General features: G+C 73.6%; 13 protein-coding genes. 3 read left to right on the top strand and 10 right to left on the bottom strand.

The window, feature by feature from the left end:
- Positions 1–39: 39 nt before the first annotated feature.
- From rpsG to IU369_RS03660, 3 genes are all read right to left on the bottom strand, one after another.
- Entirely contained in the window at positions 40–510 is a 471-nt protein-coding gene (gene rpsG, locus IU369_RS03670; protein WP_217923217.1) for a 30S ribosomal protein S7, read from the bottom strand.
- Positions 510–881, bottom strand: coding sequence for a 30S ribosomal protein S12 (gene rpsL, locus IU369_RS03665; protein WP_217923216.1), 372 nt, complete (start codon positions 879–881; stop codon positions 510–512). The genes rpsG and rpsL overlap by 1 nt, the downstream gene beginning before the upstream one ends.
- 102 nt (positions 882–983) lie before the next feature.
- Positions 984–1,760, bottom strand: coding sequence for a hypothetical protein (locus IU369_RS03660; protein WP_217923215.1), 777 nt, complete (start codon positions 1,758–1,760; stop codon positions 984–986).
- Positions 1,761–1,843: 83 nt separating this feature from the next.
- Between IU369_RS03660 and IU369_RS23525 the strand changes: the two genes are divergently transcribed.
- Positions 1,844–2,668: a penicillin-insensitive murein endopeptidase gene (locus IU369_RS23525; protein ID WP_217923214.1), complete on the top strand. Its 825-nt coding sequence runs from the start codon at positions 1,844–1,846 to the stop codon at positions 2,666–2,668.
- Between the two features lie 146 nt (positions 2,669–2,814).
- Here the strand turns inward: IU369_RS23525 and IU369_RS03650 are convergent, their stop codons facing one another.
- Positions 2,815–3,012, bottom strand: coding sequence for a hypothetical protein (locus IU369_RS03650; RefSeq protein ID WP_217923213.1), 198 nt, complete (start codon positions 3,010–3,012; stop codon positions 2,815–2,817).
- 902 nt (positions 3,013–3,914) lie between these two features.
- Between IU369_RS03650 and IU369_RS03645 the strand changes: the two genes are divergently transcribed.
- Positions 3,915–5,195, top strand: a complete 1,281-nt coding sequence (locus tag IU369_RS03645) for a cation:proton antiporter domain-containing protein (protein WP_217923212.1) — start codon at positions 3,915–3,917, stop codon at positions 5,193–5,195.
- On the opposite strand, the gene IU369_RS03640 is transcribed toward IU369_RS03645, so the two are convergent.
- The 3 genes from IU369_RS03640 to rpoB form a co-directional block, all read right to left on the bottom strand.
- A complete protein-coding gene (locus tag IU369_RS03640) occupies positions 5,155–6,009 on the bottom strand; it encodes a class I SAM-dependent methyltransferase (RefSeq protein WP_217923211.1) in 855 nt (284 codons plus the stop codon). The genes IU369_RS03645 and IU369_RS03640 overlap by 41 nt on opposite strands.
- Before the next feature lie 96 nt (positions 6,010–6,105).
- Positions 6,106–10,626 (bottom strand): DNA-directed RNA polymerase subunit beta', encoded by a 4,521-nt coding sequence (locus IU369_RS03635; protein WP_217923210.1) that lies wholly within the window; start codon positions 10,624–10,626, stop codon positions 6,106–6,108.
- Between the two features lie 132 nt (positions 10,627–10,758).
- Complete coding sequence (gene rpoB / locus IU369_RS03630; RefSeq protein ID WP_217923209.1) at positions 10,759–14,526, bottom strand: DNA-directed RNA polymerase subunit beta; 3,768 nt, start codon at positions 14,524–14,526, stop codon at positions 10,759–10,761.
- Positions 14,527–14,782: 256 nt separating this feature from the next.
- Between rpoB and IU369_RS03625 the strand changes: the two genes are divergently transcribed.
- Positions 14,783–15,277, top strand: coding sequence for a hypothetical protein (locus tag IU369_RS03625; RefSeq protein ID WP_217923208.1), 495 nt, complete (start codon positions 14,783–14,785; stop codon positions 15,275–15,277).
- Positions 15,278–15,337: 60 nt separating this feature from the next.
- Here IU369_RS03625 and IU369_RS03620 read toward each other — a convergent pair whose 3' ends face one another.
- The 3 genes from IU369_RS03620 to IU369_RS23515 all read right to left on the bottom strand — a co-directional run bounded on the left by IU369_RS03620 (position 15,338) and on the right by IU369_RS23515 (position 19,272).
- Positions 15,338–15,541 (bottom strand): hypothetical protein, encoded by a 204-nt coding sequence (locus IU369_RS03620; protein WP_217923207.1) that lies wholly within the window; start codon positions 15,539–15,541, stop codon positions 15,338–15,340.
- Positions 15,542–15,688: 147 nt separating this feature from the next.
- A complete protein-coding gene (locus IU369_RS23520) occupies positions 15,689–17,806 on the bottom strand; it encodes a S8 family serine peptidase (RefSeq protein ID WP_217923206.1) in 2,118 nt (705 codons plus the stop codon).
- The gene (locus IU369_RS23515) at positions 17,803–19,272 is read right to left on the bottom strand and encodes a S8 family serine peptidase (protein WP_217923205.1); all 1,470 of its coding nucleotides are present in this window, start codon (positions 19,270–19,272) and stop codon (positions 17,803–17,805) included. Before IU369_RS23515 ends, IU369_RS23520 begins: the two co-directional genes overlap by 4 nt.
- Between the last annotated feature and the right edge of the window lie 71 nt (positions 19,273–19,343).

Here is a 19,343-nt window from a genome sequence, read left to right as displayed (position 1 = left end):
CTGTGATTACTGACCCCCGCCGCGGGGGCGGGGGTGGGTCTACCAGCGGTAGTGCGCGAACGCCTTGTTCGCCTGGGCCATGCGGTAGAGGTCGTCCTTCCGCTTGAAGGCGCCCCCCTGCGAGCCCAGCGCGTCGAGGAGCTCGTTCGCGAGCCGCTCGCTCATCTGCTTCTCGCGCCGCTCGCGGGCGAAGCGCACCAGCCAGCGGATCGCGAGGGTGCGGCCGCGCCGCGGCGCCACCTCGATCGGCACCTGGTAGGTCGCACCGCCGACACGGCGGGACTTGACCTCGAGGGCCGGGGTGACGTTGCGGACCGCCTCCTCCATGACCGCGACGGGGTCGCGGCCGGTGCGGTCGCGGATGCGCTCGAGCGCCCCGTAGACGACACCCTCGGAGGTCGACTTCTTGCCGTCCTTCAGCACCTTGTTCACGAGCTGCGTGACGAGGGCGCTGTTGTAGACGGGGTCCGGGTCGAGCGGACGACGTGTGATGACTGCTCTGCGCGGCATTACTTGGGCGTCTTCGCGCCGTACTTGGACCGGCCCTTGCGACGGTCGGCCACACCGGCCGCGTCGAGGGCCGCGCGGATCACCTTGTACCGCACGCCCGGGAGGTCACGGACGCGTCCGCCGCGGACCAGGACCACCGAGTGCTCCTGGAGGTTGTGACCCTCACCGGGGATGTAGGAGGAGATCTCCATGCCGTTGGTGAGGCGCACACGGGCCACCTTGCGGAGAGCCGAGTTCGGCTTCTTCGGGGTGGTCGTGTAGACGCGGGTGCAGACGCCGCGCTTCTGCGGCGCGCCGCGCAGGGCGGGCGTCGAGTTGCGACTGACCTTGGGGCTGCGGCCCTTGCGGACCAGCTGATTGATCGTGGGCACGTGGGCCTTTTTTCGAGCGCGACAGGACGAAATGCCGGCGAACGGCTCGGGAAACCTAGCACGCCCCGGCCGGGCGCTCCACAGGGTCCCCACCGGGGGATCCTAGACGCGCGGCGCGACGTCTTCGAGGTCGAGCCGCGCCCGCGTGCGCAACGTGACGGGGCCGCGGATCTCCATGTCGATGTGCCAGCGCAGGGGCAGCGCGAGCGACGGCGACCACCAGATCAGGTCGGTGCGGCGGCCGGGGTGGGTGCCCCCGGTGTCGCCGACGGTGCGGATGACGCGTGTGGCGTACCGGCGCCCGGCGATCTCGACGACCTCGGCCCGGACGACCTCGGAGCGGGTCGTCACCGGGAGCGTCCCCGCGCGGTACGAGGACGACCAGGTGCGCCCGACGGTGAGGGGGCGCTGCAGCCGCACGGGCGGGGGCTCGAGGTCGCGGCGGTCGTCGCGTCCGACGCCGATGAAGGTGACCTCGGTGCGGCGCGACACCTCGCGGGTGACGCGCGGGCCGACGCGCAGGCGGGTCGCCTCGATGTGCTCGCGGCTGATGTCGAGCTCCTCGCGGTAGCCCCCCTCGACGAGGGTGACGACGTAGCGCGCCTGCGGGGGGAGGCCGCGGGTGATGCCGACCGGCCCCGCCCCGCCGCGCTCGGAGCCGCTCTGGGCGTAGGTGTAGACGCCGGGCCGCGGGATGCCGGGGGTGGCGGGGACGCCGTCCCCGGCGCCGGCCGCCCGGAAGTCGCGGAGGGCGTCCTCGGTGGAGACGGGGGTGCTGGTCCCCGCCTGGTCCCACAGCCACAGCCCGCCGCCGACGGCCGCGAGGGCGACGAGGACCGCGACGATGCGCAGGGGGCGGGGGAAGATGCCGGGGAACACTCCCCGGGGAGGGTAGCGGCGGCGCGAATCGACAACGCCCGTTGCAGGCCGGACGGCGCCGTGGTGTTACCGTCGGATGCGGTATGGCGAACCGTCACCGGCGCCGTGAGGCGCTCCACTGCTGTCCCGCCTGCGCGGCGTCCCTCGGGCGCCGCCGGCGGCGTGACCGCGGGCGCCCGCCGTTCGCGTGGCTGGGGCTGCTCGCCGTCGTGGCGGCGCTGGTGCCCGTGGCGGCGATGGACGGGGGCGGCGGAGCGTCGGTGGCCCTCGCGGCGCCGTCGCCGGTGATCCCCGACGCCCCGCCCGCCCCGGTCCCGGCGCGCGCCCCGGACGAGCCGGCGCCGTCGTCGCGCCCGGCCCGCCCGCCCGTCGAGTGGCGGGAGAGCCTCGCGCTCGGCACCCCGAACGGGGGCGCCCTGCGGGACGCGGTGCGCCTGCCGTCGGAGGGCCCCGGCTACTACACGTACAACCCCGCCACCCAGTCGCCCCCCGGCGGGTCCGACCGCACGTGGGGGACCGCCGCCGTGGTGCGGCAGGTGATCGACCTCGGGGTGTGGTGGGAGGCGACCCAGCCGGGCCGCGCGCGCCTCGGCATCGGCGACCTGTCGCGGCGCGACGGGGGGTCGTTCACGGGCCCCGTCGTCGGCCACGCGTCGCACCAGAACGGCCTCGACGTCGACATCCGCCTCGTGCGGTCCGACGACGCGGAGGCACAGGTCGGGCCGGACTCGTACGACCGGGCGGCCACCCAGCTCGTCGTCGACCGGCTCGTCGCCCAGGGGGCGAGCCTCGTCCTGATCGGTCCGAGCCTCGACCTCCACGGCCCCGCCGGCGTCGTCGTCCGCTGGCCCGCCCACGACGACCACCTCCACGTCCGCTTCCCCGACCCGGACGGCACCGGGAACTAGGGGGATCGCGCGACGGCCGTCGCGGGGTGGGGCGTGCGTGGGACGCGGGGCCCGCGGAGCGTCCCCCTGCCCGGTGGGGTCCCGCGGGTCCGGCCGCCGGCGAGCACGGAGCCGGACGGCGCCGGACGGCGCCGGATGGCACGGCATCACCCCCCGCCCCTGATGGGGTTCCCCCACGGATGGACGGCGGGGACGGCGGGGACGGCGGGGACGGCGGGGACGGCGGGGACGGCGGGGACGGCGGGGACGGCGGGGACGGCGGGGACGGCGGGGACGGCGGGGACGGCGGGGACGGCGGGGACGGCGGGGACGGCGGGGACGGCGGGGACGGCGGACGCTGCCACCGGCGCTCGCGGAACCAGCGGCGCATGGTGGGGGCGCTCGGGGGTCGAGCGGGCCCCGGTCGCTCCCGCTCCCGGGTCCGAAGGTCGTCGATGACGGCGGCGGGCGACTCCCCGCGGGCCCACCGCGCCTCGGCCTCGGCGCGGAGGAGGGGCCACGAGTACGACCCGGGCCGGCCGCGGGGGACGGGTGACCGGAGGTGCGCGAGGAACAGGTCGAGCGCGCGGGACCGGTCGTGGGTGAGGCAGTCCGCGGACCGCCAGACGTGCATGAGGGACGCGACGAGGTCGCGCCCCGCCCGGCCCGTCACCCACCCCGGGTCGCGGTGGGCGGCGCACAACCAGACGGAGACCCCGCCGGGCAGGTGGAACAACGCCCGCTCCCCCTCCCCCCTCCCGACGCAGATCGCGCACGCCGGCGTGCTCCCCAGCCGTTCCCCCTTGTAGAAGCTCCGCGGCATGGACGGAGCATCCCGGAGGACCGCGTCACGGGTCTGCTCCCGACCGTGCCGGGGGTGTGTCCCCCGTGCTCCGGGGGTCGACCGATCGGACGCGGGGGATCCGTCCAAGTGGACGCCCCCGCGACGAACCCGGCCACGGATCAGCGTGAAGGGGGGCGACCGATCGGACGCGGGGGATCCGTCCAAGTGGACGACCCCGCGGCGGACCCGGCCACGGGTCAGCAGGGAGGGGCGACGGAGCCCATGATGTCCGAATGGACACGGCACCCTCGTCCGAATGGACGTCTCCACGCACACGCCCCGCCATCCGCCTCCCCCTCGCGGAGGGGGAGCGGCCGGAGCGACGACGCAGGGGCCGGGGGGCCGCCGACTCCCCGCCTCGGCGGGTACCGCGTCGGGGGGGACGGGAACGGGTAGGGAGTGCCGGTGCCGTCGGGGGTCCCCATGACGCGCCCGGCGGCGGCGATCGCCCCGGGCCTCGATCTCGCCGACGAGTGGGCCCTCGGGCTGCTGTTCCTCGGCGTCGCGGTGATGATCGCGATCGTCGCGTTGACGCACCAGCGGTCGCGGGCGTTCTCGCCGTCGGTGATCTACCTCGCCCTCGGCCTCGTCGGGGCGCTCGGCACCGCGGCGCTCGACGTCGCGTGGCTCGACCTCGTCGAGGACGCCGACATCGTCGAGCGGCTCGCCGAGATCACCGTCATCGTCGCGCTGTTCGCCACCGGGATGCGGCTCGACCGCCCCGTCGGCCTCCGTGGATGGCGGTCCACCCTCCTCCTCCTCGGCGTCGTCATGCCCGTCACCATCGCCGCCGTCGCCACGTTCGGGGTGGTCGCGATGGGCCTCTCCGCCGGGGCGGCGATCGTCCTCGGGGCGGCGCTCGCCCCCACCGACCCCGTCCTCGCCGGCGACCTCGGCGTCGGGCCACCCGGTGAGGAGGACGAGGAGACCGGGTTCGCCCTCACCTCCGAGGCCGGCCTCAACGACGGACTCTCCTTCCCCTTCGTCTACCTCGGGATGGTCGTCGCCGCCGGCGCCGGGGCCGGCGACATCGCCGAATGGGTCGCGGTCGACGTCCTCTACGCCATCGCCGGCGGCGTCGCCATCGGCGTCGCCGGGGGGTGGCTCATCGCCGCCGTCGCCACCCGCCTCCGCGAACGCGACCTCCTCGCCGTCGAACTCGACGGCTGGGCCGCGATCGGCGCCGTCCTCGCCATCTACGGCGTCGCCCAGGTCGCCGGCACCTACGGGTTCCTCGCCGCCTTCGCCGGGGGCATCGCCTTCCGCCGCCAGGAACGCGACCACGAGTACAACCAGGGCGTCCACGCCGGCGCCGCCACCCTCGAACGTGTCCTCGAGCTCGCGATGATCCTCTTCCTCGGGAGCCTCGTCACCCTCGACGGCCTCGGCGTCCCCGGCCCCGCCGGGTGGCTCCTCGCCGGCGTGCTCCTCCTCGTCGTCCGGCCCCTCGCGTGCCTCGTCGCCCTCGCCGGGACCGACCTCGACCGCACCGAGCGCCTCTGGGTCGGGTGGTTCGGCGTCCGCGGCGTCGGGTCCATCTACTACGCCGCCGCCGCCCTCCACTCCGGCCTGCTCCCCGGCGGGGAGGCGGAGACGATCATGTGGACCGTCGTCGCCATCGTCGCCGTCTCCATCGTCGTCCACGGCATCACCGGGACGCCCATCACCCGCCGCCTCGAGGCCCGGGCCGCCCGCGACGGGTGACGCCCGGCGGGTCGGCGCCCCCCGGGGGCACGACCCCGGTGACCGCGAAGGCGCGCGCGGTCAGCGTGAACGGGGACCCCCCGACGCCGAGCCGGTCCCGCAGCCCGCGGCGCAGGGCGTCCCGGCCGGCACGGTCGAGCGACGCGCAGAACGCGCCCGAGGGCGCGACGCCCGACGGGAGGGCGGCCCAGAGGTCGTCGAAGCCGTCGTACCCCGCCCGGGCCTCGAGGACCGCGGGACGGACGCCCTGCAGGCCCGCCACCCGCCACAGGCGCGCGAGGTCGCCCTCGCCGCACCACGGCATCGTGGCGCCCTCGTCGGCGCGGGCGGCGCGGACGGGATCGACGTCGCGGGCGGCGTCCCAGAACGCGCGCAGCAGCGTCATGCCCCCGGCGTAGTCCCAGACGCAGGCGGCGACCACCCCGCCGGGACGGGTCACGCGGGCCATCTCACGCACCCCCGCGACGGGGTCGCGCATGAAGTTCACGACGAGCTGGCAGAGGGCGGCGTCGAACGCGCCGTCCGGGAACGGGAGGGACTCCGCGGCGGCGACGACGACGTGTGCGCCCGGCACCCGGGCCCGGCACGCCGCCGCGAACGGCTCCGACGGTTCGGCGCCCGTCACGGCGGCGGCGCCCAGGCGGTCCGCGAGCGCGGCGGTCAGGGCGCCCGGCCCGCAGCCCACGTCGAGGGCGCACATCCCGGGGGCGATCCGCGCGAGGCCGACGAGGCCCTCCGCCAGCGAGGGGCCGTAGCGGCCGATGTGGCGGTCGTACGCCTCGGCCGACGTGCGGAACGTCTCGGCGCCGGGCATCGCCCCACCGACGATACCGCGGCGGACGCCGCCCGGGAACGCGAACGGCCCGGGTCACCCCGGGCCGTTCGGTCCCACATGGTGCGGAGGGCGGTGCTACTCGTCCAGGTCGAGCTCCGGACCGAACGAGTAGGTCTGCCCGTCGCCGTCGCCGAGGCCCAGGAGGGCGTCGTCGTCGGCGTCCGAGAACGGCTCGTCGAGGTCGAACTCCAGCAGCGCCGGCGCGCGCCGGACCGCCTCGATCTCGAGCTGCCGGTAGCGCTTCAACCCGGTGGCCGCCGGGATCAGCTTGCCGATGATCACGTTCTCCTTCAGACCGCGGAGACGGTCCGTCTTGCCCTCGAGCGCCGCGTCGGTGAGCACCTTCGTGGTCTCCTGGAAGGAGGCCGCCGACAGGAACGACTCCGTCGCCAGGGACGCCTTCGTGATGCCCAGGATCAGGGGCTCCACGACCGCCTGCACGCCGTCGGCCGCACGGCCGATCTCGTTGTCGTCCCCCGTGAACTCGCCCGACTCGCGCATCTCGAGCAGCTGCTCGCGGATGCGCTCCGCCGCGCGGGTGTTCTCGCGGTACAGCACCGGCTTGTCGACCATCTGGCCGTGCAGGAAGTGCGTGCCGCCCGGGTCGTCGACCCGGACCTTGCGCAGCATCTGGCGCACGATCAGCTCGATGTGCTTGTCGTTGATGTCCACGCCCTGCGAGCGGTACACGTTCTGCACCTCGCTCACGAGGTAGAGCTCCGTCTTCGTGGACCGGTCGCGGGTGCCCTCCTGGGTGAAGAACCTCTCGCCGGCGGTCACCTGCATGTTCTTCTCGATGACGGGGCCGGGACGGTCGGACGGGAGGCGCAGCCAGCGCTGCGAGATCCCGGCCTCGGTCTCGACGTCGACACGCAGCCAGCCGCCCTTCTCGGACTTCACGGCGGTGATGCGGCCCGTGACCCCGATCGCGACGCCCGGCTTCGAGCCGAGGATGTCGGCCGGGAAGGCCGACCCCGCGCTGAGGAGGTCGCCGGCCTCGACCCACTGGCCGTCGTCCACCCGGATCTGGGTGCGGCGCATCGTCGGGAACGGGTGCTCGCGCACCGGCGCCCGGGTCGCGCCCGTGCCCGCGTCGTCCATCTCGATGTACTCGGGCTCGACGATCGTGAGCATGGCCGACCCCGGCCGCGTCTCGTCGTCGGTGATCCGGACCCAGCCGTCGACCGGGGCCACGTGGGCCTGGGCCTTCGGCTTGCGGGCCTCGAACAGCTCGACGACACGCGGGAGGCCGTGGGTGATGTCGGCCCCGGCGACGCCGCCGGTGTGGAACGTGCGCATCGTGAGCTGGGTGCCCGGCTCGCCGATCGACTGGGCGGCGATGATGCCGACCGCGTCGCCCGGCTCCGTGAGCCGGCCGGAGGCCGGGTTGCGGCCGTAGCAGCGTGCGCAGATGCCCACGTCGCTGCGGCACTTCACGGGGGAGCGCACCGACACGACCGCGTCGAGCGGGGCGCCGTCCTTCGTGCGCAGCTCCGTGTCGAGCCGCTGGCCGTCGAGGGTCGAGACCAGGTGCCCGCGCTGGGCGTCCCGGACCGCGGCCTCGTCGCCGTCGGTGACCTCGGGCCGGATGTCCAGCAGCACCTCACCGGTGATCCGGTCGACGACCGGGCCGAGGAGGACGCGGCCGGGGAGGCTCGGGTTCAGTGCGTTGTCGTCACGGAAGACCGGGACCTCGATGCCCACCGTGGTGCCGCAGTCGAGCTCGCGGACGATGACGTCCTGCGAGACGTCGACCAGGCGCCGGGTGAGGTAGCCGGAGTCGGCGGTCTTCAGCGCCGTGTCGGCGAGGCCCTTGCGCGCGCCGTGGGTCGAGATGAAGTACTCGAGGACCGAGAGCCCCTCCATGAAGTTGCTCTTGATCGGGCGCTCGATCGTCTCGCCCTTCGGGTTGTTCATGCAGCCACGCATGCCGGCGAGCTGGCGGATCTGCTTGAACGATCCGCGCGCCCCGGAGTTGGCCATCATGTAGATCGGGTTCAGGCGGTAGAGGTGCCGCTGCATCGCCTCGGCGACCTCGTCCGTGGCCTGCTCCCAGAGCTTGATGACCTCCTCGTGGCGCTCCTCCGGGCTCATCTCGCCCAGGCCGAAGAACTCCTCGACCTCCTCGACCTTGCGGTCGTACTTGGCGATGATCTCCGGCTTCGTCGGCGGCACGACGATGTCGTTCTTCGACACCGTCAGGCCCGAGTCCGTGGCGTACCGGAAGCCGAGCGCCTTGAACGAGTCGAGCACCATCGAGACCGCGGTCGCGCCGTAGACGTTGACCAGGTCCTCGATGAAGTCACCGGTGTAGCGCTTCGTCAGCGTGCCGTGGAACTCGGGGAACGGGCGCTCCACCAGCTCCTCGGCGCCGACGACCTCCTCCAGCGCCTCCCGCACCTCGTGGTTGAAGACCACGCGGCCCGGGGTGGTGATGCGGCGCGTGCCGTCGGGGGCGCGCTTCTCGATGAGGTCCTGCAGGCCCACGGCCCGCTGGTCGAGCGCGGCGAGCAGGTTCTCGACGCGGCCGAACGAACGCGGCGCCGGGATGCCCTCGAAGGGCTTGCTCGACCACTCGCCGCCGTCGAACTTGCCCTCGAACCCGCGGGGCAGCTCGAACTTGCGCGTCTCGCTGTTCCAGAGCTCGACGAGCTCCTGGTCGCGGCCCTCGCCCTCGTCGCCCTTCTTGCGCATCGAGACGACGGGCGAGTAGGTGAGGTAGTAGAGGCCGAGGATCATGTCCTGGCTGGGCACCGCGATCGGGCGGCCGTGCGCCGGCGACAGGATGTTGTTGGCCGAGAGCATCAGGATGCGGGCCTCGGCCTGCGCCTCCACCGAGAGGGGGAGGTGCACGGCCATCTGGTCGCCGTCGAAGTCGGCGTTGAAGGCGGTGCAGACCAGCGGGTGGATCTGGATGGCCTTGCCCTCGACGAGCACGGGCTCGAACGCCTGGATGCCCAGGCGGTGGAGCGTCGGCGCGCGGTTCAGCAGGACCGGGTGCTCGCCGATGACCTCCTCGAGGACGTCCCAGACCTCGGGGACCATCGCGTCGACGAGCTTCTTGGCGGCCTTGATGTTCTGGACCTGCTTGCGCTCGACGAGCCGGCTCATGATGAACGGCTTGAAGAGCTCGAGGGCCATGAGCTTCGGCAGCCCGCACTGGTGCAGGCGCAGCTCCGGGCCGGCCACGATGACCGAGCGGCCCGAGTAGTCGACGCGCTTGCCGAGCAGGTTCTGGCGGAAGCGGCCCTGCTTGCCCTTCAGCATGTCCGAGAGGGACTTCAGGGGGCGGTTGCCGGGGCCCGTGACCGCGCGGCCGCGGCGGCCGTTGTCGAACAGCGCGTCGACGGCCTCCTGCAGCATGCGCTTCTCGTTGTTCACGATGATCTCGGGCGCGCCGAGGTCGAGGAGGCGCTTCAGCCGGTTGTTGCGGTTGATGACGCGGCGGTACAGGTCGTTCAGGTCGCTGGTGGCGAAGCGGCCGCCGTCGAGCTGCACCATCGGGCGGAGCTCCGGCGGGATGACCGGGATCGCCTCGAGGACCATCCACTCGGGACGGTTCGTGCTGCGGCGGAACGCCGACGCGACCTTCAGGCGCTTCAGGGCGCGCGCCTGGCGCTGGCCCTTGCTCGTCTGGATGGTCTCGCGCAGCGACTCGGCCTCGGCGTCGAGGTCGATCTGGGAGAGGAGCTCCTTGATCGCCGCGGCGCCCATGCCGCCCTTGAACAGGTCGCAGAAGCCGTGCGGGGAGCCGAACCGCTCCTTCATCTCGCGGAAGAGCTGCTCGTCGGGCTCGATCTGGCGCGGCTTGAGGTCCTTGAAGGTCAGCCAGGCGCGGGTGAGGCGGTCGATCGCCTCCTCCGTGTAGCGCTCGATGTCCTTCAGCGAGATGTCGGTCTCCTTGCGGAGGTCCGTCTCGGCCTGCTTGCGGTCGGCGTCCGTCAGCTCGCGGCGCGCGTCCGGGTCCTCGTTCGTGCGGTCGCGCTTGAGGTCGTCGATCCAGTACTCGTCCTCGTCGGTGAGGCCGGGGGCCTCGCCCTCGCGCAGCCACACGACGCGCCGCTCGAGGCGCTCGTTCAGCTCGAGGAGGCGCTCCTCCTTGTCCTGGCCGAACTGCTCGATCGTGGCGTTGACCTCGTCCTGCAGGCGGTCGATCTCACCGGCACGGCCGTCCTGGTCCACCTCGGTGACGATGGAGGCGGCGAAGTAGAGGACCTTCTCCAGCTCCTTCGGGGCGATGTCCAGCATGTAGCCGATGCGGCTCGGGACGCCCTTGAAGAACCAGATGTGGCTGACCGGCGCGGCCAGGTCGATGTGGCCCATCCGCTCGCGGCGGACCTTGGCGCGCGTGACCTCGACCCCGCAGCGCTCGCAGATGATCCCCTTGTAGCGGACGCGCTTGTACTTGCCGCAGTAGCACTCCCAGTCCTTGGTCGGACCGAAGATCTTCTCGCAGAAGAGCCCGTCCTTCTCCGGCTTCAGCGTGCGGTAGTTGATCGTCTCGGGCTTGGTGACCTCGCCCGAGCTCCACTGCCGGATCTGCTTGGAGGAGGCCAGACCGATCGTGATGGAGTCGAAGTTGTTGATGTCGATCACGTGTGGTGCGCCTTTCTCGTGTGCCGGTGTCCGCGCTCGCGTACGCGGTCCGGCGGAAGACTCCGTCGGTCGTCACGGCCCCCCGGCCGCGCGCGCCCTCGCGGACGCGCGCCACCGGGGCGCCGGGCCCTCCTAAACGTCCGTCGCGTCGGTGCCCGAGGCGTCCTTAGAGGAGGCCACGACCTCGGCCTCGTCCGCGGACCCCTCCGACGCGCCGTCGGCCTCCCCTGCGTCGTCCTGGGCGGCGCCCAGGCCGCCGGACAGGTCGATCCCCAGCTCCTCCGCCGCGCGGAGGAGGTCGTCGTCCTCGTCGCGCGCCGAGAACTCGGGGCCGGCCTCGCCCTGCACCTTCACGTCGAGACCCAGGCTCTGCATCTCCTTGAGCAACACCTTGAAGCTCTCGGGGATGGACGGCTCCTGGATGTTCTCGCCCTTCACGATCGCCTCGTAGGCCTTCACGCGGCCGACCGTGTCGTCGCTCTTGATGGTGAGCATCTCCTGCAGCGTGTAGGCGGCGCCGTACGCCTCGAGCGCCCACACCTCCATCTCGCCGAAGCGCTGACCGCCGAACTGCGCCTTGCCGCCCAGCGGCTGCTGGGTGACGAGCGAGTACGGGCCGGTCGAGCGGGCGTGGATCTTGTCGTCCACGAGGTGGAGGAGCTTCAGCATGTACATGTAGCCGACGGTGACCTTGCCCTCGTAGGGCTCGCCGGTGCGGCCGTTGTAGAGCTTCATGCGCCCGGAGGCCTGACGGCCCGGCCGGTCGTTCTCGTCCACCCCGAGCTGGATCGGGTTGCCCTCGTGGCTGGCGGACCAGTCCTTGAGCACCCGGTCCACGTCCTCGACGGTGGCGCCGTCGAACACGGGGGTGGCGACGAACGTGCGCTGCGGCGGCTCGTGGCCGTTGATGCCGCCGGCGGCGAACGCCCCGTCGACCCAGCCGCGCGCGGCGGCCCAGCCGAGGTGCGTCTCGAGGATCTGCCCGATGTTCATGCGCGACGGCACGCCCAGCGGGTTGAGGATCATGTCGATCGGCGTGCCGTCCTCGAGGAACGGCATGTCCTCCTCGGGGACGATCTTCGAGATGACGCCCTTGTTGCCGTGGCGGCCGGCGAGCTTGTCGCCCTCCGCGATCTTGCGCCGCTTCGCGACGTAGACGCGCACGAGCTGGTTGACGCCGGGGGACAGGTCGTCGCCGCTCTCGCGGTCGAAGACCTTCACCTCGATGACCTTGCCGCCCTCGCCGTGCGGGACCTTGAGGGACGTGTCGCGGACCTCGCCGGCCTTCTCCTTGAAGATGGCGCGGATCAGCTTCTCCTCGGCGGTCAGCTCGGTCTCGCCCTTCGGCGTGACCTTGCCCACCAGGAGGTCGCCCGACATGACCTCGGCGCCGATGCGCACGATGCCGCGCTCGTCGAGGTCCTTGAGGGACTCCTCGGAGCGGTTCGGGATGTCGCGGGTGATCTCCTCGGCGCCCAGCTTGGTGGTGCGGGCGTCGATCTCGTAGGCCTCGATGTGGATGGACGACAGGACGTCGTCCTTCACGAGGCGCTCCGAGATGATGATCGCGTCCTCGAAGTTGTAGCCCTCCCAGCACATGAAGGCGACGAGCATGTTGCTGCCCAGGGCGAGCTCGCCCTGGTCGGTGGAGCTGCCGTCGGCCAGCACCGCCCCGGCCTCCAGCGCCTCGCCCTTGCGGACGATCGGCTTCTGGTGGATGAGGGTGCCCTGGTTCGAGCGGGTGAACTTGTGCAGCTCGTAGTGCTCGAGCTCGCCCTGCGGGTCCTCGATGATGATGTGGTCGGCGTCGACCGCGGCGACCGTGCCGTCGGTGCGGCTGACCACGACGTCACCGGCGTCCACGGCGGCGCGGTGCTCGATGCCGGTGCCCACGAGCGGGGCCTCGGTGATCATGAGCGGCACGGCCTGGCGCTGCATGTTGGCGCCCATCAGCGCGCGGTTCGCGTCGTCGTGCTCGAGGAACGGGATCAGCGCCGTCGCCACGGAGACGATCTGCTGCGGCGAGACGTCCATGTACTCGACGTCGACCGGGTCGGCCAGGATCGGCTCGCCGGCCTTGCGGCAGAGGACCGGTCCGACGAGCACGCCCTTCTCGTCGCGCTCGGCGTTCGCCTGCGCGATGACCTTGTGCTCCTCCTGCGTGGCGTCGAGCTCGTCGACGTCCATCGTGACCTTGCCCTTGACCACACGGCGGTACGGGGTCTGGATGAACCCGAACTCGTTCAGGGTCGCGTACGCGCCGAGCGAGCCGATCAGGCCGATGTTCGGGCCCTCCGGGGTCTCGATCGGGCACATGCGCCCGTAGTGGGTCTGGTGGACGTCGCGCACCTCGATGGGGGCGCGCTCACGGGTGAGCCCGCCCGCGCCGAGCGCCGACAGGCGGCGGCGGTGGGTGAGCCCGTCGAGGGAGTTCGTCTGCTGCATGAACTGCGAGAGCTGCGACGAGCCGAAGAACTCCTTCAGCGCCGCGACCACCGGGCGGATGTTGATGATGGTCTGCGGGGTGATGGTGTCGACGTCCTCGGTGCTCATGCGCTCGCGGACGACGCGCTCCATCCGGTAGAGGCCGATGCGGAAGGCCTCCTGGATGAGCTCGCCGACCGTGCGCAGGCGCCGGTTGCCGAAGTGCTCGTACTCGTCGAGGTCGCCGGCGATCTCGTCGCGCGGGGTCGTCGCCGAGTCGGCGGCGAAGTCCTTGCTGTCCTCGGGCAGGCCGATCTTGATCGGGAGGGCGACGAGGCGGCGGATGAGCTCCACCAGGTCGTCGGTCATCCCGGAGATGCGACCCGTGAACCGGGGGTTCGTCAGCGTCCGGACCTCGGAGCCGAGGCTCAGGCCGAGGCGCGCGTCGAGCTTGTAGCGGCCGACCTTGGTGAGGTCGTAGCGCTTCGGGTCGAAGAACAGCGAGCGCACGAGGGCGCGCGAGTTGTCGACCGTCGGCGGCTCGCCGGGACGCTGCTTCTTGAAGACCTCGATGAGGGCGTGCTGCATGATGTCGCCCGCCCGGGCGTCGAGCTTCTTCTCGAGCTTCTCGATCTCGGCCTCGACGGCGGCGCGCTCCTCGGCGCCCTTCTCGTCGATGCCCTGCGCCAGCGCGTGGATCTCGTCGACCGTCTTCCGGAGGTCCTCGAGGCTGGTGCGGTCGCCGGTCTGCGGGTTGCCCTCGGTGGCGTCCTTGTCGAGCGTCGCCTGGATGAAGGGGTTCACGCGGTCCGGGTCGTCCGGGTGCCGGAACAGGTTCGCGATGTCGTCGCGCGTGTAGCCGAGCGCGAACAGCAGCGTGGTGACCGGCAGCTTGCGCTTGCGGTCGATCCGGACGTGGACGAGGCCCTTCTTGTCGATCTCGAGCTCGACCCACGAGCCGCGCGACGGCATGAGGTTCGCGATGAAGACCTGCTTCTCGCGGTCCTTCGGCTCCATCACGTAGGCGCCCGGCGAGCGCACGAGCTGCGTCACGACGACGCGCTCGGTGCCGTTGATGATGAACGTGCCCCAGTTGGTCATCAGGGGCAGGTCGCCCATGAAGACCTTCTGCTCGCGGATCTCACCGGTCTCGCGGTTGACGAACGCGACCTCCATCGTCAGCGGCGCGGCGTAGGTGATGTCCTTCTCGCGGCAGTCCTTGATGGAGTCGTTCGGCTGGATGTGGTCGTACGGCATGCCGGGCTCCCAGCCACCCAGCGTGTACTTGCCGAACTGGACGGCGAGGGTTCCGGTGAAGTCCTCGATCGGGGAGATGTCATCGATCGTCTCGCGCAGCCCTCTTTCGATGAACCACTCGAAGGAAGAGCGCTGGATGTCGATGAGGTTGGGGACGTCACGAACCTTCTCCTGCTTGGAGAAGGAGTGGCGGACGCGGGCAGCGGGGCGGGTGCTCAAGTCGCGAGGCCTCCTGACGAGAGCGGGCGGGGACGGCGAGGTTGCCGGCGGGCCGGCTCGGGCGTAACGGCGGACGATATCAGCGAAGGGGTCCGTTCAGCAACGGACCGCCCGCATTGCTGCAGGCGGCCGGAGGGGCTGCGGTGCGCGATGACAGCCGCCCTCAAGAGATCCCATCGGCCAAGGCCGGCGATCCTAGCACCCCGGACGGGTGTCGTGCCCGAGGTCGTCCTCCCCCTTGGTGCATACTGGACCCGTGGCGACCTCGCTCCCCTCCTACGCCGACGGCCCCGCGGACGACGCCGTGAACGAGCGCCTGCGCTCGCTGCTGGAGGCGACGCACCGCCAGTGGACCTCGCCGGACGAGCGGCGGCGCATGCGCGCCTTCGGGTTCCGGCCGGCCGTGGAGCCCGGCGTGCTGAAGCGCGAATGGCACGGCCTCGCCGTCCGCGTGTCGCTGTCGGGTGTCCGCGCCGCCCGTCCCGGTGAGGGCGAGCTGGCGTGGCTCGCCGCGGACCGCACCCTCCTGCTCGACGGCCGGCCCTACGCGGGGCAGCCGTCCGGATCGGGGCTCGTGGAGAGCCTGCTCGCCCTGATCGCCGCCTACGAGCGCTGGGTCGAGGCCCGCGAGGGCCGCGAGGAGCGCATCCAGCGTGGCCGCTCGGTCCCCGCCGACCGCCGGCCGGTCAACGCCCTGGCCGAGACCCGCCGCCTGCAGCGCATGCTGCAGGCCCCCCGCACCCGCCGCTAGCCCGCGGGGGACGTCGCGCGCGACCCGCCCGGTGGCGGGCGGGTCGCGTGCGCCGGTGGATCAGGAGAACTTGCCGGGGACTCCCCCGCCCTTCACGACGGAGAGATCCTCGAGCCAGCCCGTCAGGCGGGCGTGGTCCTTGTCGTCGGCGTCGAGCGTCGCGAGGGTCGCGTTGACCTCGTCCGCGACGGCGTCGACGTTGCTCTTGTTGGCGGTCGAGACCTTGTCACGCAGTTTGGCCTTCTGCTCCCGATCAAGCGGCATTGGGGGAGTCCTCCCGGGTCGAGGTGTGGGGCCGCGGACCCGCGGGCCGCGGCGGACGTACGCCGTCCGGCATTGTGCGCGACGGCACGACCCTCTGACAAGGGCTGAGGTGGCGGAAACACGACGTCCCGCCGGACGGACCCGTGGTCACCGCACCACGACGCGGCGCGTGGCGACGGCCGGGTTGCCCGCGCGGTCCCGCAGGTCGAGACGGACGACGTAGCGGCCGGCGGGGAGGATCCCCACCGGGATCGCGACGACGGGCCCGCGTCCGACCGCGATCGTGCGCGTCACGACGGCCCGGCGACGGGCGTCGGTGACCTTCAGGGTGGCGGGCAGGCGGCCGGTGGAGCCGGGGTCGTCGACGGCGGCCACCAGGCGGACGGCGCCCCGCCGCACCCGGTCCGGGCCCCGTCCGGGCACGCGGGCGGGGCGCACGCGCCGCACGACGACGCGGCGGACGACGAGCCGCGGCCGGGTGTTGTCGACCCGCACCGACCACGAGGACACGCCGACGTTGCCGGGGAAGTCGCGGGCCTCGACCTGCAGCAGGTGCCAGCCGTCGGCGAGGCGGCGGGTGTCGATGGTGATGCCCCGGGGGTACGTCTGGGGCCGGCGGACGGCGGGGACCCCGTCCACGGCGAGCGTCCACGTCGAGACGCGCGAGCGCGACAGCGCGGTGAACCTCACGGGCACCCGCCCGCGGACGGCGGCGAGGGGGCGGGGCTGCTGCCGGGCGACCCGCGGCGGGGTCAGGCCCACCCGGACCCGGCCGTTGCCGAACACCCCGTCGGGGCCGGGGACGCCGAGGTCGAGGGCGCCGGAGGTGAGGGCGGAGCGGATCTCGGACGCGGTGGGGGCGCGCCCGGCGCGGCGCTCCGCGGCGAGCAGGACGGCGGCGGCGCCCGCGGCGTTCGGCGCGGCGTTCGACGTCCCGCCGACGGCGCGGAAGCCCTCGGCTCCCATGACCCGGGTGTCGGTGGGCGCGACGAGGTCGGGCTTCAGGCGGCCGTCGTCGCTGGGGCCCTGGGACGAGTACGACTTGCGCGCGTTGCCGCGCCAGTCGACCGCGCCGACGGCGATCGCGCCGGCCGCGTCGCCGGGGGTGGGGATGCTGTCCTCGACGGTGCCGCCGATGTCGCGGAGCGGGATCTCGCGGGAGAAGAGGGTCAGGTCGCCGGCGGGCGGCGGGCCGGAGACGCGCACGGCGCGGAGGCGGAACACGGCGTCGGCGGGCGGGGAGTAGCCGACGATGCGCTCGGCGGTGGGGGCGCCGTCGGACTGGCGGTCGCCCGAGCCGGCGACGGGGATCCACGCGCCGGAGGCGTCGAGCCGCTCGACGACCATGTCGATGTCGGTGGGCGTCCCGCCGGGCGGCGAGGTCCACGACAACGCGAACGTGATCGGGTTGCCGGCGGCCCGGGTGAAGGTCCAGGCGTCGCCGTTCGGCCAGTCGAGGTCGGCGTCGCCGTCCACGTCCGCCCACGGGCCGGACCAGTGGAGCTGGGCGTAGTTGCCCGCCGAGTTGAACCAGAGGATCCCCGCCGCGGCGGCCCGGTCGACGGCCCGCGCCGCGGGCGACGTGCCGTCGAAGGGCCCCTCGATGAAGCTGTTCGAGTGGACGACGATGTCCGGGCGGCGGGCGATCAGCGCGTCGGTGGCGGCGGCGAAGTCGGCCTCCGAGTGGTAGTTCACGAGCAGGTAGCGGGCCTCGGGGGCGTAGTCGTAGACCGTCTGCGCGACGATCTCGCCGTGGTTGGTCCGGTTGCCGTAGGCGTTCCGGCCCGCGAGGCCGGAGGCCGTGTCGAACGAGAGCGTCTCCAGCCGGGCCGCGGGGGGCAGCTCCCCGAGGGCCTGCATCCGCGCCAGGTTCTGCCCGAAGCCGAGGTCGAGCACCGCGATCGTGAGCCCCGCGCCGCCACCGGAGACGCGGCCGAGGACGTCGGCGCCGGAGCGCTCCAGGCCCTGGCTGACGGCGACGTCGTCGCCGAAGGAGGCGGTGGCGGGGCGGGCGACCGCGACGCCGGGCAGCGCGGCGAGGGCGCGGGCGCGGGCGGGGTCGGCGACGACCTGCAGGCGGCGCCCGTCGCGGCGCTGCACCTTCAGCCCGGCGCGCCCGAGGCCGGCGACGGCCGTCGTGACCCGCCCGGGCTCGGCGTCGATGGTGATCGCGGCGGGCGGGGCCGCCGTGGCGGTCCCGCCGGCGGCGGCGCAGGCGGCGGCCGCCAGGACGAGCCCGGCGAGGTGCGCGGCGGTGCGCCTCACCGTGCCGCCACCCGCAGCACGCGGACCCGACGGGTGACGTTGCCGGCCATGTCCTCCGCGACGACCTCGAGGCGACCGGGGCGGGCCGGGAGGCGCACGCCGACCACCGGGCGGCGCACGGCCCTCACGCCGCGCCCGTTGAACGAGATGCGCACCTGGCGGATCGTACCGTCGTCGGCGGCGCGGACGCGCACCACCCGGCGGGCGCCGGCCCCGACGCGCACGAGCAGGCGGGGCGCGGTGGCGTCGAGGCGGGCCATTCCGGCGCCGTGGGCCCCGTCGGGGCCGGCGGGACCGAGGTCGAGGGCGGTGGCCGTGAGGGCCGCGCGCAGGTCGGCGGGGCCGGCGGGGAGGCCCGCGGCGAGGCGCGCCTGGCGGAGCAGCACCGCGGCGGCCGCGACGTGGGCGGTGGCGGCCGACGTGCCGGCGGTGCCGGGCCACTCGGGGTTGGACGTGACGTAGGTCGGTCCCATCAGGTCGGGCGTCGCGCGGCCCCCCGCGGTCGGGCCGTACGAGGAGTAGGGCTCGCGGGACACCCCGGTCCACTTCACCGCCCCCACGCTCAGCGCGCCCGCGGCGTCGGCCGGGGTCGGGACGCTGCCGTCGGCGACCGCGAGCGCACCGAAGCCGACCGTCTGGGAGAACAGCCGCAGCTCCGCGGGGCCCCCGGCGTCGACGCGGGCGACGAGCCGGTACGGGGCGCCGTCGGCCGCGAGGGGGCCGGCGACGGCGTTGCCCGGCCCGGCGGGCGCCGAGCGGGCGACCTCCGTCCACGCCCCCGCGGCGTCCTGGCGCTCCACCGCGACGGACGCGGTCACGCCGGGCGTCGTCCAGGCGAGGCTGAACAGGAGCGGCGTGCCGGCGGGGGGCGCGACCGGGATCACCGCGCCGCCGCCGGGCGGGGTGCCGCGCCAGTGGCGCTGGGCGTAGTTGCCGGAGGAGTTGACCCACAGGACACCCGCGGCGGCGGCCGCGTCGACGGTGCGGGCGGCGGGGCCGGTGCCGTCGAAGGGGGGCGTGAGGAACGAGTTGGAGTGGCTGACCACGGGGATTCCGGCGGCGGCGATCCACGCGGCCGCCTGGGCGAACTGCTCCGGGGTGCGGTAGCCGACGAGCACGAGCCGCGCCTGCGGGGCGACGTCGTGGACGATCTCGGCCATCCGGACCCCGTGCTGGGTCGGCACCCCGAACTCCGTCAGGCCCCCCTCCCCGGCGAGCGGGTCGAAGAGGCGGATCTCGAGGCGGTCGCGGCCGGGCAGCTCGCCCAGCGCGATCGAGCGGTCGAGCCCCGCGAAGCCCTCGTCGAGGATCGCGACGGCCTGCCCCTGGCCGAGGATGCCCCGGCTCCAGAGGGCGTCGGCGCCCATGCGGACGCCGCCCTGGGAGACGAGTGCGCCCTGGGCGGCGGACGGGGTGAGCGCCGCGGCGGCCAGCAGGGCCGTGGCGATGATGGTGCGGCGTCTCACGGGCCGGCGCATCGGATCAGAGACGGCCGCGGCCGTCCACCGATCCAGGTGAACGGCCGCAGGACCGCGAC

Source organism: Miltoncostaea oceani (assembly GCF_018141545.1).
Lineage (GTDB): Bacteria > Actinomycetota > Thermoleophilia > Miltoncostaeales > Miltoncostaeaceae > Miltoncostaea > Miltoncostaea oceani.
The sequence above is the reverse complement of the archived record's forward strand: the minus strand, read 5'-3'. Positions and strand labels throughout refer to the sequence as shown.

What these genes read in the sequence shown, in the direction of transcription:
- rpsG (WP_217923217.1), bottom strand. Translation starts at nt 510, where the DNA reads ATGCCGCGCAGAGCAGTCATCACACGTCGTCCGCTCGACCCGGACCCC.
- IU369_RS23525 (WP_217923214.1), top strand. Translation starts at nt 1,844, where the DNA reads ATGGCGAACCGTCACCGGCGCCGTGAGGCGCTCCACTGCTGTCCCGCC.
- IU369_RS03645 (WP_217923212.1), top strand. Translation starts at nt 3,915, where the DNA reads ATGACGCGCCCGGCGGCGGCGATCGCCCCGGGCCTCGATCTCGCCGAC.
- IU369_RS03640 (WP_217923211.1), bottom strand. Translation starts at nt 6,009, where the DNA reads ATGCCCGGCGCCGAGACGTTCCGCACGTCGGCCGAGGCGTACGACCGC.
- IU369_RS03620 (WP_217923207.1), bottom strand. Translation starts at nt 15,541, where the DNA reads ATGCCGCTTGATCGGGAGCAGAAGGCCAAACTGCGTGACAAGGTCTCG.